This window comes from Streptomyces finlayi, from assembly GCF_014216315.1.
GTDB classification, from domain to species: Bacteria; Actinomycetota; Actinomycetes; order Streptomycetales; family Streptomycetaceae; genus Streptomyces; species Streptomyces finlayi_A.
Genome location: NZ_CP045702.1, coordinates 1,961,117 through 1,975,743, shown reverse-complemented (window position 1 = coordinate 1,975,743; position 14,627 = coordinate 1,961,117). Strand labels below are relative to the sequence as shown.

The 14,627-nt window shown below is 68.7% G+C and carries 17 protein-coding genes; 13 read left to right on the top strand and 4 right to left on the bottom strand.

Annotated elements, in window-relative coordinates:
* Positions 1–7 precede the first annotated feature (7 nt).
* The 8 genes from recG to mutM all read left to right on the top strand — a co-directional run bounded on the left by recG (position 8) and on the right by mutM (position 7,486).
* On the top strand, positions 8–2,227 hold the full coding sequence (gene recG, locus F0344_RS08915) for an ATP-dependent DNA helicase RecG (protein WP_185298267.1): 2,220 nt from the start codon (positions 8–10) through the stop codon (positions 2,225–2,227).
* A 90-nt stretch (positions 2,228–2,317) separates the two neighbouring features.
* Positions 2,318–2,902 (top strand): 16S rRNA (guanine(966)-N(2))-methyltransferase RsmD, encoded by a 585-nt coding sequence (gene rsmD / locus F0344_RS08910; protein ID WP_185298266.1) that lies wholly within the window; start codon positions 2,318–2,320, stop codon positions 2,900–2,902.
* A 26-nt stretch (positions 2,903–2,928) separates the two neighbouring features.
* Positions 2,929–3,408: a pantetheine-phosphate adenylyltransferase gene (gene coaD, locus F0344_RS08905; protein WP_185302587.1), complete on the top strand. Its 480-nt coding sequence runs from the start codon at positions 2,929–2,931 to the stop codon at positions 3,406–3,408.
* 97 nt (positions 3,409–3,505) lie between these two features.
* Entirely contained in the window at positions 3,506–4,684 is a 1,179-nt protein-coding gene (locus F0344_RS08900) for an ATP synthase F0 subunit B (protein ID WP_185298265.1), read from the top strand.
* Positions 4,685–4,911: 227 nt separating this feature from the next.
* Positions 4,912–5,520, top strand: coding sequence for a YceD family protein (locus F0344_RS08895; RefSeq protein ID WP_185302586.1), 609 nt, complete (start codon positions 4,912–4,914; stop codon positions 5,518–5,520).
* Positions 5,521–5,522: 2 nt separating this feature from the next.
* Positions 5,523–5,696 (top strand): 50S ribosomal protein L32, encoded by a 174-nt coding sequence (rpmF, locus tag F0344_RS08890; RefSeq protein WP_003965982.1) that lies wholly within the window; start codon positions 5,523–5,525, stop codon positions 5,694–5,696.
* Positions 5,697–5,715: 19 nt separating this feature from the next.
* Positions 5,716–6,543 carry a ribonuclease III gene (gene rnc, locus F0344_RS08885; protein ID WP_185298264.1) on the top strand — a complete coding sequence of 276 codons (828 nt, stop codon included), beginning with the start codon at positions 5,716–5,718 and terminating at the stop codon, positions 6,541–6,543.
* A gap of 79 nt (positions 6,544–6,622) precedes the next feature.
* Positions 6,623–7,486 (top strand): bifunctional DNA-formamidopyrimidine glycosylase/DNA-(apurinic or apyrimidinic site) lyase, encoded by an 864-nt coding sequence (gene mutM / locus F0344_RS08880; RefSeq protein WP_185298263.1) that lies wholly within the window; start codon positions 6,623–6,625, stop codon positions 7,484–7,486.
* A 701-nt stretch (positions 7,487–8,187) separates the two neighbouring features.
* Here the strand turns inward: mutM and F0344_RS36510 are convergent.
* The 3 genes from F0344_RS36510 to F0344_RS08870 form a co-directional block, all read right to left on the bottom strand.
* A complete protein-coding gene (locus F0344_RS36510) occupies positions 8,188–8,310 on the bottom strand; it encodes a hypothetical protein (protein WP_308460898.1) in 123 nt (40 codons plus the stop codon).
* A 405-nt stretch (positions 8,311–8,715) separates the two neighbouring features.
* Complete coding sequence (locus tag F0344_RS08875) at positions 8,716–9,234, bottom strand: AAA family ATPase (RefSeq protein WP_258049792.1); 519 nt, start codon at positions 9,232–9,234, stop codon at positions 8,716–8,718.
* A 35-nt stretch (positions 9,235–9,269) separates the two neighbouring features.
* Positions 9,270–10,031 carry a GntR family transcriptional regulator gene (locus tag F0344_RS08870; RefSeq protein ID WP_374940075.1) on the bottom strand — a complete coding sequence of 254 codons (762 nt, stop codon included), beginning with the start codon at positions 10,029–10,031 and terminating at the stop codon, positions 9,270–9,272.
* A 236-nt stretch (positions 10,032–10,267) separates the two neighbouring features.
* Between F0344_RS08870 and F0344_RS08865 the strand changes: the two genes are divergently transcribed.
* From F0344_RS08865 to F0344_RS08850, 4 genes are all read left to right on the top strand, one after another.
* Complete coding sequence (locus F0344_RS08865; protein WP_258049790.1) at positions 10,268–10,798, top strand: hypothetical protein; 531 nt, start codon at positions 10,268–10,270, stop codon at positions 10,796–10,798.
* A gap of 17 nt (positions 10,799–10,815) precedes the next feature.
* Positions 10,816–11,562 carry a hypothetical protein gene (locus F0344_RS08860; protein ID WP_258049789.1) on the top strand — a complete coding sequence of 249 codons (747 nt, stop codon included), beginning with the start codon at positions 10,816–10,818 and terminating at the stop codon, positions 11,560–11,562.
* A 146-nt stretch (positions 11,563–11,708) separates the two neighbouring features.
* A complete protein-coding gene (locus F0344_RS08855; RefSeq protein ID WP_185298261.1) occupies positions 11,709–11,948 on the top strand; it encodes a helix-turn-helix transcriptional regulator in 240 nt (79 codons plus the stop codon).
* 533 nt (positions 11,949–12,481) lie between these two features.
* Positions 12,482–13,603 carry a tyrosine-type recombinase/integrase gene (locus F0344_RS08850; RefSeq protein ID WP_374940074.1) on the top strand — a complete coding sequence of 374 codons (1,122 nt, stop codon included), beginning with the start codon at positions 12,482–12,484 and terminating at the stop codon, positions 13,601–13,603.
* Positions 13,604–13,645: 42 nt separating this feature from the next.
* On the opposite strand, the gene F0344_RS35600 is transcribed toward F0344_RS08850, so the two are convergent.
* The gene (locus F0344_RS35600; protein ID WP_258049788.1) at positions 13,646–14,002 is read right to left on the bottom strand and encodes a CAP domain-containing protein; all 357 of its coding nucleotides are present in this window, start codon (positions 14,000–14,002) and stop codon (positions 13,646–13,648) included.
* Positions 14,003–14,134: 132 nt separating this feature from the next.
* Here F0344_RS35600 and F0344_RS35595 point away from each other — a divergent pair, with 132 nt between their 5' ends.
* Positions 14,135–14,581 carry a hypothetical protein gene (locus F0344_RS35595; RefSeq protein WP_258049787.1) on the top strand — a complete coding sequence of 149 codons (447 nt, stop codon included), beginning with the start codon at positions 14,135–14,137 and terminating at the stop codon, positions 14,579–14,581.
* The last annotated feature ends 46 nt before the right edge of the window (positions 14,582–14,627 follow it).

Sequence of the window (14,627 nt, the reverse complement as noted above, 5' to 3'; positions counted from 1 at the left end):
GTGTGCAATGGACCGCGTGTCTTCGTTCGATGAACCCCTGAAGAAGCTGCTCGGCGGAGCCACCGCGAAGGTGATGGCCGAACACCTCGACCTGCACACGGTCGGTGACCTGCTCCACCACTACCCGCGGCGGTACGAGGAGCGCGGCCAGCTCACGGCGCTGTCCGACCTCCCGCGGGACGAGCACGTGACCGTCGTCGCGCAGGTGGCCGACGCGCGGATCATGGTGTTCAACAACGGCAGGGGCAAGCGTCTCGAAGTGACCCTCACCGACGGCAGCGGGCGTCTCCAACTCGTCTTCTTCGGCCACGGAGTCCACAAGCCGCACAAGGAACTGCTGCCCGGCCGGCGGGCGATGTTCGCGGGCAAGGTCTCCGTGTTCAACCGGAAGACGCAGCTCGCCCACCCCACGTACCAACTGCTGGACGCCACCGACGCCGACGAGGCGACGGAGGCGGTCGACGCCTTCGCCGGGAAGCTGCTGCCGATCTACCCGGCCTGTAAGCAGCTCGACTCCTGGCGGATCGCCAAGGCTGTCGACGCGGTGCTGCCCAGCGCCCAGGACGCCGTCGACCCGCTGCCGCCCACCCTGCGCGAGGGACGCGGTTTCGCGGCGCTGCCCGAGGCACTGCTGAAGATCCACCGCCCGCAGACCAGGGCCGACGTCGCGGACGCCAAGGACCGGCTGAAGTGGGACGAGGCCTTCATCCTCCAGGTCGCACTGGCCCGCCGCCGCTACGCCGACACCCAGCTTCCGGCCGTCGCCCGCCGGTCCGTACCGGACGGGCTGCTCGACGCCTTCGACGCGAAGCTGCCGTTCACCCTCACCGAGGGCCAGGAGAAGGTGTCCAGGGAGATCTTCGACGACCTGGCGACCGAACACCCGATGCACCGCCTGCTCCAGGGAGAGGTCGGCTCGGGGAAGACCATGGTCGCCCTGCGCGCCATGCTCGGGGTCGTCGACGCGGGCGGGCAGGCAGCGATGCTCGCGCCCACCGAAGTGCTCGCCCAGCAGCACCACCGTTCCATCACGGAGATGATGGGAGAGCTCGCCGAGGGAGGCATGCTCGGCGGCTCCGCCCTGGGTACCAAGGTCGTCCTGCTCACCGGCTCCATGGGCGTCCCGGCCCGCAGACAGGCACTGCTCGACCTGGTCACCGGCGAGGCAGGGATCGTGATCGGCACCCACGCGCTGATCGAGGACAAGGTGCAGTTCCACGACCTGGGGCTCGTCGTCGTCGACGAGCAGCACCGCTTCGGTGTGGAGCAGCGCGACGCGCTGCGCTCCAAGGGGAAGCAGCCGCCCCATCTGCTGGTCATGACCGCCACCCCCATTCCCCGTACGGTCGCGATGACGGTCTTCGGGGACCTGGAGACCTCCGTACTCGACCAGCTCCCGGCGGGCCGTTCCCCGATCGCCAGCCATGTCGTCCCCGCCAAGGACAAACCGCACTTCCTCAGCCGCGCCTGGGAACGGGTCCGCGAGGAAGTGGAGAACGGCCACCAGGCGTACGTCGTCTGTCCGCGCATCGGTGACGACGCCGACGAGGCGGCGGAGAAGAAGAAGGGGAAGGGAGCCAAGGGCGCCGCGCCTGAGGACGACGGCGAGAAGCGCCCGCCGCTCGCCGTGCTGGAGATCGCCGAGGAACTGCGCAAGGGCGCGCTCGCCGGGCTCCGTATCGAGGTGCTGCACGGCAGGATGCACCCCGACGACAAGGACGCCGTGATGCGCCGCTTCGCCGCGGGGCAGGCCGACGTCCTGGTCGCCACGACCGTCATCGAGGTCGGTGTGAACGTCCCCAACGCCACCGCGATGGTGATCATGGACGCGGACCGCTTCGGCGTATCCCAGCTGCACCAGCTGCGAGGCCGTGTCGGACGCGGCTCGGCGCCCGGCCTCTGCCTGCTGGTCAGCGAGGCCCACGAGGCGAGCCCCGCGCGGGCCCGGCTCTCGGCGGTCGCCGCCACGCTCGACGGCTTCGAGCTGTCCCGCATCGACCTGGAGCAGCGCCGCGAGGGCGATGTCCTCGGCCAGGCCCAGTCCGGTGTCCGTTCCTCCCTCCGGGTCCTCAGCGTCATCGACGACGAGGAGGTCATCGCCGCGGCCCGCGAGGAGGCCGTGGCCGTCGTCGCGGCCGACCCCGCACTGGAGCACCTGCCGGAGCTGCGTACGGCTCTGGACGCGCTCCTGGACAAGGAGCGGGAGGAGTACCTCGACAAGGGGTGACCGGGGCCTGATCGGCCCGGACGCCATATCGTGGGTGCACGGCACGCGTACCGACCTGTGTGCCACCCGCGACGCTAGGACCAGACACCCATGACCCGCGTGATCGCCGGCTCGGCCGGCGGACGCCGCCTGGCCGTCCCGCCCGGCACCGGCACCCGCCCCACGTCCGACCGGGCGCGCGAGGGCCTGTTCTCGACCTGGGAAGCGCTCCTCGGCACCCTGGAGGGCATCCGCATCGCGGATCTCTACGCGGGTTCCGGAGCCGTCGGCCTCGAAGCGCTCTCCCGGGGCGGCGTCCACGCCCTCCTCGTCGAGGCCGATGCCCGGGCCGTCCGCGTCGTGCGCGACAACGTCCGCACGCTCGGTCTGCCCGGTGCCGAGGTCCGGGCCGGCAAAGCCGAACAGATCGTGACGGGACCGGCGCCCGCCGAGCCCTACGACGTGGTGTTCCTCGATCCCCCGTACGCAGTCACGAACGGCGTTCTTGGCGAGATCCTGCTCACACTCCGTACTCAGGGGTGGCTCACCGACGACGCGCTCGTCACCGTGGAGCGCAGCACCCGAGGCGGAGAGTTCAACTGGCCCAGGGGATTCGAGCCACTGCGGGCCCGTCGTTACGGCGAGGGAACGCTTTGGTACGGTCGCGCCGCCTCTACGTGCGAAGACGCACGATGACCGGACCGGAGAGGGAGGGAATCACGTTGCGCCGCGCCGTCTGCCCGGGGTCGTTCGACCCCATCACCAACGGACATCTCGACATCATTGGCCGTGCCTCGAAGCTGTACGACGTCGTGCACGTCGCCGTGATGATCAACCAGTCCAAGAAGGGACTGTTCACGGTGGAGGAGCGGATCGAGCTGATCCGCGAGGTCACCGCCGACTTCGGCAACGTCGAGGTCGAGTCCTTCCACGGCCTCCTGGTCGACTTCTGCAAAGAGCGCGACATCCCCGCGATCGTGAAGGGCCTGCGGGCCGTCAGCGACTTCGACTACGAGCTCCAGATGGCCCAGATGAACAACGGCCTCTCCGGCGTCGAGACGCTCTTCGTGCCGACCAACCCCACGTACAGCTTCCTGTCGTCCTCCCTGGTCAAGGAAGTGGCGACGTGGGGCGGCGACGTCTCCCATCTGCTGCCGCCCAGGGTCCACGAGGCCCTCGCGGAGCGCCTGGGAGAGCAGTGAGGCACTGACCGACCGTCACCAGGTGTCGGACGGGAGCCGACTGGCCTTACAGTCGTCCCGTCCGTCTCCAACAGCGGCAGAGAGTGGCGAGCACACGGTGGACGTGCAGAAGAAGCTGGACGAGATCGTCGAAGCGGTGGGGAACGCCCGGTCCATGCCGATGTCGGCGTCGTGCGTGGTCAACCGCGCCGAGCTGCTCGCCATGCTCGAAGAGGTACGGGAGGCCCTGCCCGGGTCCCTCGCCCACGCCCAGGAGCTCATCGGCGGACGGGAGCAGCTGGTCGAGCAGGCCCGCCAGGAGGCCGAGCGGATCATCGAGTCCGCCCACGCCCAGCGCGGCTCGCTGGTCTCGGACACGGAGATCGCCCGCCGGTCGAAGGACGAGGCCGACCGGATTCTCTCGGAGGCCCGCAAGGACGCCGAAGAGGTCAGGGCCGAGGCCGACGAGTACGTCGACAGCAAGCTCGCCAACTTCGAGGTCGTCCTCACCAAGACCATCGGCTCCGTGGACCGGGGCCGGGAGAAGCTCCTCGGCCGGGGCCAGGGCTACGAAGGCCAGGGCTACGACGATCCGGACTTCGCCGAGGCGCCCGAGCGCAGCGCCGACCCGGAGACGCTCCAGCGGCGCGCGGACGAGTACGTCGACACCAAGCTCGGCGCCTTCGAGGCCGTACTCGCCAAGACCCTGGAGGCGGTCGGCCGGGGCCGGCAGAAGCTGCTCGGCCGGGTGGCCACCGACGACCTCGGGGCGCACATGGCCGCCCAGGACGCCGCGGGCAGCCAGGGGCACACCAGCGACGAGGACCACTGGGCCGGCCTGGCCGAGCTCTCCACGCCGGAGCCCGCGTCCCAGCAGCCACGCTTCCCGGGCCGGACGCAGCCGGACTACACGAGCCCGGCTCAGCCGGACTACACGAGCCCGGTCCAGCCGGACTACGCGCCCCAGGGACAGCCGGACTACGCGCCCCAGGCGCAGCCCGACTTCCCGGTCCAGGCACAGCCGGAGCCGCAGTACGCGCAGACGTACGGGTACCAGGACCAGCCCGTCCAGCAGGACGTCTACGGGTACCAGCAGCAGCCCGATCCGTACGCCGCGTACGCGCAGCAGGGCTATGACCCGAACCAGGGGCAGCCCCAGCAGCAGGAGTACGGCTGGTCGCAGCAGCCGGCCCAGCCCCCGGCGCAGCAGGGTGAGAGCGCGCTCGACGAGACCAGCCTCTTCGACACCAGCATGATCGACCTGGAGCAGCTGCGCCGCTACGAACAGGGGCGCTGACCGGGCCGGACGGAGTTCCGGCCGGCACCGGTCCGGAGCCGCTAGGACCCGATTGGGTGCTGGGCGGTGCGTCCAGTATCCTGGCTGTTCGGTCGCGCCTATGTCCGCGATCCCGGCTGCCCGCTTCTCATCCGAAGCCGGGACAGTCTTCCCCGGAACAGCGCGATGCACATGATTCGAAAGCAGGAAAAGCCCTGAACGGCCACCTCGACCACCGCAACCCTCTCGTGTTCGATACGCGTGAGCTGGGTCGGCGTCCTGGTGCCCTCAAGCGGCTGACCCGCTCGGTGGAGGCACCCAAGGATCTGGGTATCGACGGAGTCATCGGTGTGCCGGAAGGCGCACCCCTGGCGCTCAGCCTCCGTCTCGAGTCGGTCATGGAAGGGGTGCTTGTCACAGGCACCGCCCGTGCAACGGCCGAAGCGGAGTGCGTAAGGTGTCTGGAGCCGCTGAGCCGAGAGGTTTCAGCGGACTTCCAGGAGATGTTCTCGTACCCTGACGCCGATGACCGGGGCCGCAGCAGGACTGCGGAGCCGGTCGACGACGCCGAGGACGACGAGGACATGTTCTTCCTCGAGGACGGCTTGTTCGACCTCGAGTCAGTGCTGCGTGACGCGGTGGTGCTCGCACTGCCGCTGCAGCCGGTGTGCAAGGAGACCTGTGCCGGTCTGTGTTCCGAATGCGGAATCAGGCTGAACGAGAATCCCGGACACCACCACGATGCCGTCGATGTTCGTTGGGCGGCATTGCAAGGACTCGCCGAGACCGTTCAGGACGGCGAGAAGGACAACATGGGCGGCGCCGAAGCAGGCGTCGACGAGAAGCAGGAGAAGTAGCCGTGGCTGTTCCGAAGCGGAAGATGTCGCGCAGCAACACGCGCCACCGCCGGTCGCAGTGGAAGGCTGCGGTCCCCACCCTGGTTTCGTGCGAGCGTTGCCAGGAGCCGAAGCTCCAGCACATTGCGTGCCCGAGCTGCGGCACCTACAACAAGCGCCAGGTCCTCGAGGTCTGAGCGGCTGGTGAGAGGCCCGATGTCTGAGTTGTCCAGCGCCAAGAAGCAGGCAGACAACGTCAACACAGCCTCGTCCCACACGCTTCTGGAAGGGCGGCTCGGGTATCACCTCGAGTCCGCCCTTCTGGTGCGTGCGCTGACCCACCGTTCGTACGCGTACGAGAACGGCGGTCTGCCCACCAACGAGCGTCTCGAATTCCTCGGGGATTCGGTGCTCGGCCTGGTGGTCACGGACACGCTGTACCGCACCCACCCCGACCTGCCCGAAGGCCAGCTGGCCAAGTTGCGGGCCGCGGTGGTCAACTCGCGTGCACTTGCGGAAGTGGGCCGCGGCCTCGAACTCGGCTCCTTCATCCGGCTCGGCCGCGGTGAAGAGGGTACGGGTGGCCGGGACAAGGCTTCCATCCTCGCCGACACACTGGAAGCAGTGATCGGCGCCGTCTATCTCGACCAGGGCCTCGGCGTGGCCTCGGAGCTGGTTCACCGGCTCTTCGACCCGCTGATCGACAGGTCCTCCAACCTCGGCGCCGGCCTGGACTGGAAAACCAGCCTCCAGGAACTCACCGCGAGCGAGGGCCTCGGGGTTCCCGAGTACCTCGTCACGGAGACCGGCCCGGATCACGAGAAGACCTTCACTGCTGCCGCTCGCGTCGGTGGTGTCTCGTACGGCACCGGCACCGGCCGTAGCAAGAAGGAAGCGGAGCAACAGGCGGCAGAATCCGCCTGGCGCGAAATCAGCGCCGACGCGGAATCGCGACAGGCAGCGGCCAAGGCCGCCGCCGAGGCAGGGGCCGCCGTCACTCCTGCCGAACTGTCGTCGCCGGACACGGACGTCGCTCCGGCCTGAACCATGAGAAAGCCCCTCGGTGCCTGGTGCACCGGGGGGTTTTCCCTTTCCCGCCCCGCCCAGTCCCCCAGGAGTCACCGTGCCCGAACTGCCCGAGGTCGAAGTCGTACGGCGGGGTCTGGAGCGCTGGGTCACGGGGCGCACCGTCGGCGGGGTGGAGGTGCTGCATCCGCGTGCGGTCCGCCGGCACCTCGCGGGCGGACCCGATTTCGCGGCCCGGCTGCACGGAATCCGCTTCGGCACGGCCATGCGCCGCGGCAAGTACCTCTGGGTGCCGCTCGACGACATGACGTTCTCGCTCCTCGGCCACCTGGGGATGAGCGGTCAGCTGCTCGTACAGCCGCAGGACGCTCCCGACGAGAAGCATCTGCGGATCAGGATCGTCTTCGACGACGCCCTCGGCACCGAGCTGCGCTTCGTCGACCAGCGGACCTTCGGCGGGCTCTCGCTCCACGAGAACACCCCGCTCGGTCTGCCCGACACGATCGCGCACATCGCCCGCGATCCGCTCGACCCGGCCTTCGACGACGCCGCGTTCCACACGGCTCTGCGCCTGCGCCGCACCACGGTGAAGCGCGCCCTCCTCGACCAGACGCTGATCAGCGGCGTCGGCAACATCTACGCGGACGAGTCCCTGTGGCGGTCCCGGCTGCACTACGAGCGGCCCACCGCGACGCTCACCCGCCCCGCGACGACGGCGCTGCTCGGACACGTCCGGGACGTCATGAACGAGGCGCTCGCCCAGGGCGGCACCAGCTTCGACAGCCTCTACGTCAACGTGAACGGCGAGTCCGGCTACTTCGACCGGTCACTCGACGCGTACGGACGGGAGGGCGAGCCCTGCCACCGCTGCGGTACGCCGATCCGCCGCCGCGCCTGGATGAACCGCTCCAGCTACTACTGCCCGCGCTGCCAGCGCCCGCCGCGCGCCCAGCCGCTGTAGTCCGACACCGGCCCCTCAGCAGCCGAAGTCCTGCGCGCCGATCCTCAGAAGCCGAAGAACTGGGACCCCTGCCTTACGGTCTGCGTAATGGTGTCCCTCTGTCGCCCTGACCTGCGCACCAACGGTCAGCATTGGTGAACGTTGGTGAACGTTGGCGACCCCGGCACGGCCCACAGACGGCCCGGGGTCGCTCCCAAGCGGGCAGCGCTGCCCGCTGCTCCACTGCCAGAATCGTCCTGGCGTACCGAGAGTCCCCTCCCCTCCCCCTGTCAGGTCCGCTACCTCCGCTACCTCCGCTACCTCCGCTACCGTGCAGGTCAGGGGCATGATCGAGGTAGCGGATGGGGTAGCGGGTAGCGGACGATGCTGCTACCCGCCTCCCCTTCCCCTGAGAGTCCGCTACATCCGCTACGCCGCTACATCGCAGGTCAGAGGCATGATTTCTGTAGCGGATCGGTGGCGTGTAGCGGACAGGTCCCGCTACACGCCACAAGCGGGACAAGCCCCAAGGGCTGAAAGGACCGCCCTGCCGGGCGGACGACTTTCGGGCGCCCACGGCGGGAGTTCGCGGCGGCCCGTACACGCCTGCGGAAGGTGGGTACCTCATGAAGCCTTCCAAGGGAGGCGCCCCCCTTGGAAGGCTCAGTGGGCCCCTGTCTGCCAGCGCGGGGCGACGGCCGGGACCACTTAGAGCAGGCTTTTCAGGTCGCGGGTGAATCGGCCGGACTGTCCGCTGCCGAGTGCCGCTCCATCGTGCGCAGCGCCCTCAACTGGTCCATCCGGACCTGCTGGCCGAGGGAGAACGCCTCATGAGCCCCCAGCAACGCCGGGACCTGAAAAGCCTTCCTGCCGCCACCACCGGCCCCAGCTTCGCCGAACCTGCCCCGTCTGCATCCGGCAGTGTGCGCCGAAGGTCGTCGGCCGTGAGGCCGTCCCCGTTGCTGTTCGTTTTGGCGCGCGCTTCTCCTGCGGCGGGACGGGCCCAGATCGGTAGCGCGCACCGGCCGTAGCCGCTACACGCTACCGATCCGCTACAGAAATCATGCCTCTGACCTGCGATGTAGCGGCGTAGCGGATGTAGCGGACTCTCAGGGGAAGGGGAGGCGGGTAGCAGCATCGTCCGCTACCCGCTACCCCATCCGCTACCTCGATCATGCCCCTGACCTGCACGGTAGCGGAGGTAGCGGAGGTAGCGGACCTGACAGGAAGGGGGTCAGGGCTGGGAGTGACTAGTGCCCCTGCAACCCTGCCTCTTCAAGTACCTTGAGCACCGAGTCAGGGCCACCGGTGTAGAGAATGTGAGGCTCATCAGCCTGAGGCGGGACAAACCTGGTTCGGTAACGGGCCAGGTCGCTCTCCGAGAAGTAGATCGAGTTCGGATCTGCTTCGTGTCGAGCATTCCGCCTGGATACCCGCTTCCAGAGCTCTTCGTGATTCGCCTCTAGGTAGACGAGCACCGGCAGCGCGCCTACATCCACGGCCATCGACTGCCAATGCGCGCGGTCTTTAGGGGTCCAGAATCCGTGATCCACCACCACATTGCGTCCCGCCCGGAGTTGCACACGGAGCTCCATTCCGATGTCTTCGAGCACTGGCCGTTCCAGCGTCGGGAAGGTGCCCCGGGCGAAGTCGACCCCGTAGACACCATGCCGACGAAACATCTCCTCGTCTGGGCACAACCGGACGAACCCTCGCGCCGTGAGAGCGCGGGAGAGCGTGGTTTTGCCTGAGCCAGGGAGGCCCGCCATCAGGACACAGAAGGGCCCACGGGCCGGAGCCGCCATCAGTGATTGACCTCTGACTCCGTAAGCCACGTCCGGCCCGGGCCGCCGAGGTCCACGCCGTATTCCACAACGCGGTCTGTGCTGTCGATGAACTTTGCGGTCATGACAACCACGGGTTCCGTGGGCAGGTTCGCGGAGTTCAGTTCCAGAAGCTCCGCATCCGCAGCAGTCAACAAACGCGCTGACGCTGTGTCAATGCGACGAGTGATCGGTTGCCCTGTGGCCCGGGCGATGAGCTGCAATGACGTGCCGCCGGTTAGGCGCTCGCTCTCGGCCAACTGAGGCACGAGCCTTCCGTGCTCGACCGGAATCCATGATGTGGAGTGCGCGACGATGCCACGCCGATCGCGGTAGACGCGCCTGCGGCGGATCACGTCCGTCCCCGGAACGATGTCCAGCGCCTCCGCCACGTCGGCCGGCGCCGAGACCACAGACGCTTCGTGTGAGTCGGACCGCTCGCCTGCCCCCCAACTCGAACCGTTGCGACGTCCCCGATCCTGCCGCTGAGACCCCGAGGACATGGGGGTGGGACGGTCAACCACCTCGGTGCCGATGCCGTGGATGCCTCGCACGAGTCCTTCGCTGCGGAGCTGCCTCAAGGCTTTCTCGGCAGTCGCCGTACTGACCCCCCACTCCTGCGCCAGCGTCTTGATGCTGGGCAGCAGCTCCCCGGGTTGCAGCCGCCCCGAGGCGATCAAATCTGTGTAGTGGGCGGCGATCCGTGCGTACGGGGCCCGATGACCGACCTGCTCCGACACCACGTCAGCTCCTTCGTCTCAATCGATGCGTTCCCTAGCGTACCCCTTGACACCCTAGGGTGCCCTAGGGAACCTTAGGGATGTGCCTACCAGTCGGTCCGATCGCCGGAAGGGCAGCAGCGCCGCGCCTAGCGCTGGTTGAAAGAAAGCCCTGACCAAAAGGCCAGGGCTCTCTCCCCGGGGGGCGGCCCCTACCGCCAAGCAGATAGCCGCTCCCCGACCCACGAAGGGGCAATTCCATGATGCCTGAAACCGCCACCATCACGCGTATCGCTCCGCAGGAGATGGGCGTTACGCGCCTGGACATCGTCAGGGGCCTGACCGGCTCTGAGCGGGCCGTGGCTCTGTACGTGTCGGACATGCCGACCGGGCGCCGTCGCCACTCGGCTGAGCAGCTCCGCGACTGGATCGCGCAGGGTTTTGAGCGGCTCGGCCGTGAGGAGACGGCCCGTTGGGGTGCCTTCCTGCGCGGACACCGTCTGCTCGACCTCAATGGCCTGGTGAGCGTTCAGATTCAGCAGCGGCACGAGCAGCGGTTCCCGAAGGCAGGGCGCTTGGTCGCGGCCGACCAGCAGGCGGCAAGCAGCGTCTACCGCGACCGCATGAGCGAGGAGACCCGCCTCCGCAACCACGTCGGCGAGGTCGACGGCGACTGCCCGTGCCGGGGCACCCGCCGCATCCGGATGCACCTCGAAGAGGGCTGCGACTCGCTGGCCATGATGTGCCCGGTCCACGCGGCAGCAACGATTCGCCAGATGGCGCGCGCATGAGGGCCGCGACTGCGCACGTGGCTGCACTGTTCGCCCAGGTGCCAGCCCGCCCGCGCGGCGCCCTTCTGGTGCGCCGTGCGGGCGGGGCAGGGCCGCTGTCAGTTCCCGTGGCGGGCATGGAGCTCTGCCGCGAGGAAACTGCCGCCGCACTGTTCGAGGTCTACAGCGACGAATACGCCGTGCCCGGCATCTCCACGGACGCCCTGTACGCCTTGCTCGGCACGGCCATGACCGAGCTGGGACCGGCCGGACTCGTGGAGACCACCGACGCGTTCTCAGGACTGGACTCCGTGGAGTTCCCCGAAGTCGGGGCATGCCGCTGGTACGCCTACCGGCTGGCCGTGTCGTTCTCCTACGAGGGCGCACGGTCGCGCTGCATGACGGCAGGCGAAGCCGCCGCCGGCCTGGCTCTGTCCGGGTACGCCCGCAATCCAGGCGCCGGTCGCCTCGACGCCCGCAGCCTGGCGCGTCAGGTTCGCGAAGGCGCGGCCCGCGTCCCCGCAGCCGTCCTCGTTCGGCTCGGCCGCGCGGTGAGCGAGGACCTGGCGCGCATCCCCGACCCGCAAGGCAGTGGGGCGTGGCTGCACCGCCGTCTGCTGCCCGACCGGCAGCACACCCGGCACTGCTTCGATCTCATCCGCAGCAACGTCCCCGTGCCCCTGCCGCTGGTCGTACGGACCGACGACGGCACGTACCAGATCGGCGCCGCCCCGCCCCCGGGACCCGGCAACCGGTGGGCCCGTCCACTGCGCGCGCAGTGGTGACCAGTCGACCCGCACTCGACCGATCGACCCCGGACCGACCACACCCCGACGAGACCAATCGGTCGGCCCCTGACCTGCGTGACGACCCGCGTCACACCCCGACCGGTCGACCCGCCCGAGTTGAACAAGACGGAAGGAACGGTTGCATGGCCAGGCTCCCGATCGACCCGACCGACCCCCGCTCCACGCTCCGCGCCGGACTCCCCGACCGCTACCTCACCCCCGAAGACCTCGCCGCACTGCTCACCGTCCCGATCGAGACCGTCTACCACTGGCGCAAGCAGCGCATCGGACCGCCCGGCTTCCGAGTTGGCCGCCACGTCCGCTACGACCCCGCCGCCGTCCGCGCCTGGATCGACCAGCAGGCAGCCCGCGCCGCCACCTGACTGGCAGAGGTAAAGCCCCACCCCCTGACCTGCGCCCCGCGACGGCGCGGCGGTCGCGAGGGCAGCGGGCCCCCTTATCCGGACTGCCCGGGTAAGGGGAGCCCTCTACCCCGGTAGAGGGCTAGGTAAGGGCCTCTGGCCTGCAAGGTAAAGCCGGTAAAGGGGGTGGCGCCGCACCCCGCGCAAGGCGGCACAGCCGCCGATGTGCGCTCGCCCCACCCCCACGCCCTTGCAGGGAGAGGACCCCAATCCGTCCAGGGAGTCAGGGAGAACTCCCTCACCGCATCCCTGACCCACCTCCCTGTACCTGACCAGCGCAAACAGCGTCCAGGGAGGCAGGGAGGCGCCACCCGGATACTCCGAAAACTCCTCTCAGAACAGCGCACCGAGCGGCACAGGCCGCCTCCCTCACATCAACTCGTCGAGAGGACACAGTCCACATGGCTGGCCATATTCAGGACCGCTGGTTCAAGACCGAGACCGCCCCCAGCGGAAAGCCCGTCAGGATCAAGAGCGATCGCCACGGAACCGGAATGCGATACCGCGCCCGCTACGTCAGTCCTGACGGCACCGAGAAGTCCAAGTCCTTCCCCGACCGACAGAAGCGCCTCGCAGAGCAGTGGTTGTCGCAGATCGAGACCGACATGGCGCGCGGCGACTACGTCGACCTGGATGCAGGGAAAGTGACGTTCGAGCAGTACACCGTCAAGTGGATGACGACTCAGATGACAGATCCCTCGACGCGGGAGTCTGTGGAGATGCGGCTTCGCTTGCACGCGATTCCCCACCTGGGACAGCGTTCCTTGGCCTCGTTCAATCCGACCCACCTTCGACAGTGGATCCGGACCCTGGAGGATGCCGGACTCTCCCCGGCATACCGGCGCGGAATCTTCGCTCACGTCTCAACGGTGTTCACGGCAGCGGTCGAGGATCGGCTGATCCGCTCGAATCCGTGTAGCGCCCGTTCGGTCAAGGCTCCCCGCCTCGATCCACGCAAGGTGAAGCCGTGGCCGGCCGACCAAGTCATGGCTGTGCAGGCAGCACTTCCCGCGCGCTACCGCGTTTTGGTGGAGCCTGCCGCAGGGTGCGGGATGCGACAGGGGGAAGTCTTCGGACTGGCTGTAGAGGACGTGGATTTCCTCAGTGGAGTCGTGCACGTGGTGCGGCAGGTGAAGCTACTGCGGAACCGGCCGGTGTTCGCCCCGCCCAAAGGAGGCAAGGAAAGGGACGTTCCGCTGCCTGAGTCCGTCGCGGATGCGCTGCGGGCCCACATGGCGCGATACCCGGCAAGGCCGGTCACCTTGCCGTGGAAGTCCGTGGACGGGAAGCCCGTCACCGCGGCTCTCATCCTCTACAGCCCTGAGGGCCTCTCACTGAATCGCAATCGCTTCAACCACCGAGTGTGGAAGCCCGCTCTCGAAGCCGCGGGCGTCCCTACGGTTCGCGACAACGGCACGCACGCTCTGAGGCACTTCTATGCGTCGGTGCTTCTGGACGCGGGGGAGAGCATCAAGGCACTCAGTGAGTACCTGGGGCACCACGACCCCGGTTTCACGCTACGGACGTACACCCACCTGATGCCCGCGAGCGAGACCCGTACCCGAGCTGCGGTGGACGACGTCTTCAAGAGGACTGGGCACATGCCACGGCCCTGAGACGGCCCAAGGGCGGTCGAAAGCCTCTGACCTGTGGGTTTCTCAGAAGCCGAAGTCCTGCGTCCACCAGGGGCCGCCGGAGCCGTGGTGGATGCCGACGCCGAGCGTCTTGTAGTCGCAGTTGAGAATGTTCGCACGGTGGCCGTCGCTGTTCATCCAGCCGTCCATCACGGACTGCGCGTCGGCCTGGCCGCGGGCGATGTTCTCGCCGCCGAGGCCCAGCACGCCCGCCTTCGCCGCCCGGTCCCACGGGGTCGCGCCGTCGGGGTCGGTGTGGGCGAAGAAGCCGCGCGCGGCCATGTCCTCGCTGAGGTCCTGGGCGAGGGAGGTCAGCCCGCGGGACGTGGCGAGCGGGCTGCAGCCGGCTTTCGCGCGTTCCTCGTTGACGAGAGCGAGCACGGAGGCACGGGCGGACTGGGTCGTGCCGGTGTCCGGGGCCGAGGGCTTGGGGGCCGGGGCGGCGGGCGAGGTCTTCGGGGCGGCCGGTGTCTTGGTGGCCGGTGCCGCGCTCGTCTCCGGGGGGTCTTCCTCGTGGGCGCCTTGGTCGGCTGCTTCGGCTTCGCCGCGCTCTTCGAAGGGGTCGCGGCCGGCTTGCTGGGCTCTGCGGACTTCGAAGAAGGCGAGGTGGAAGGGGCTGCGGGCCGTTCACTGGAGCGGCTCGTCCCGGCGGAGGCCGAGGCGCGGCCGGTCGGTGAGGCCGTCTGCCCGCCCTGGGTCAGCAGGTCAGGTGCACCTCCCGAGCGGACCTGGTCGGCCGATGAGCTGCCGCGTACCTCGAAGGTGTCACCGCCGGGCAGCAGACCGGAGGTGACGGCGACGGCGCCGACGGCCATGGCCGCGGAGACGCCGAGGAGACCCGTGCGTACAGGGATCGAGGCCCGCTTCTTGCCGTGGCGTCCCATGCGCTGTGCCTTCCATGTGCTCCGGACGCCCTCGCGGCGTCACCGTTACTCCCATGAGCCTCACCCGTTCGGGTGAGGCTATTGCGACCGGACTGTACGCCATGGAGTAAAGGGGTGACGTG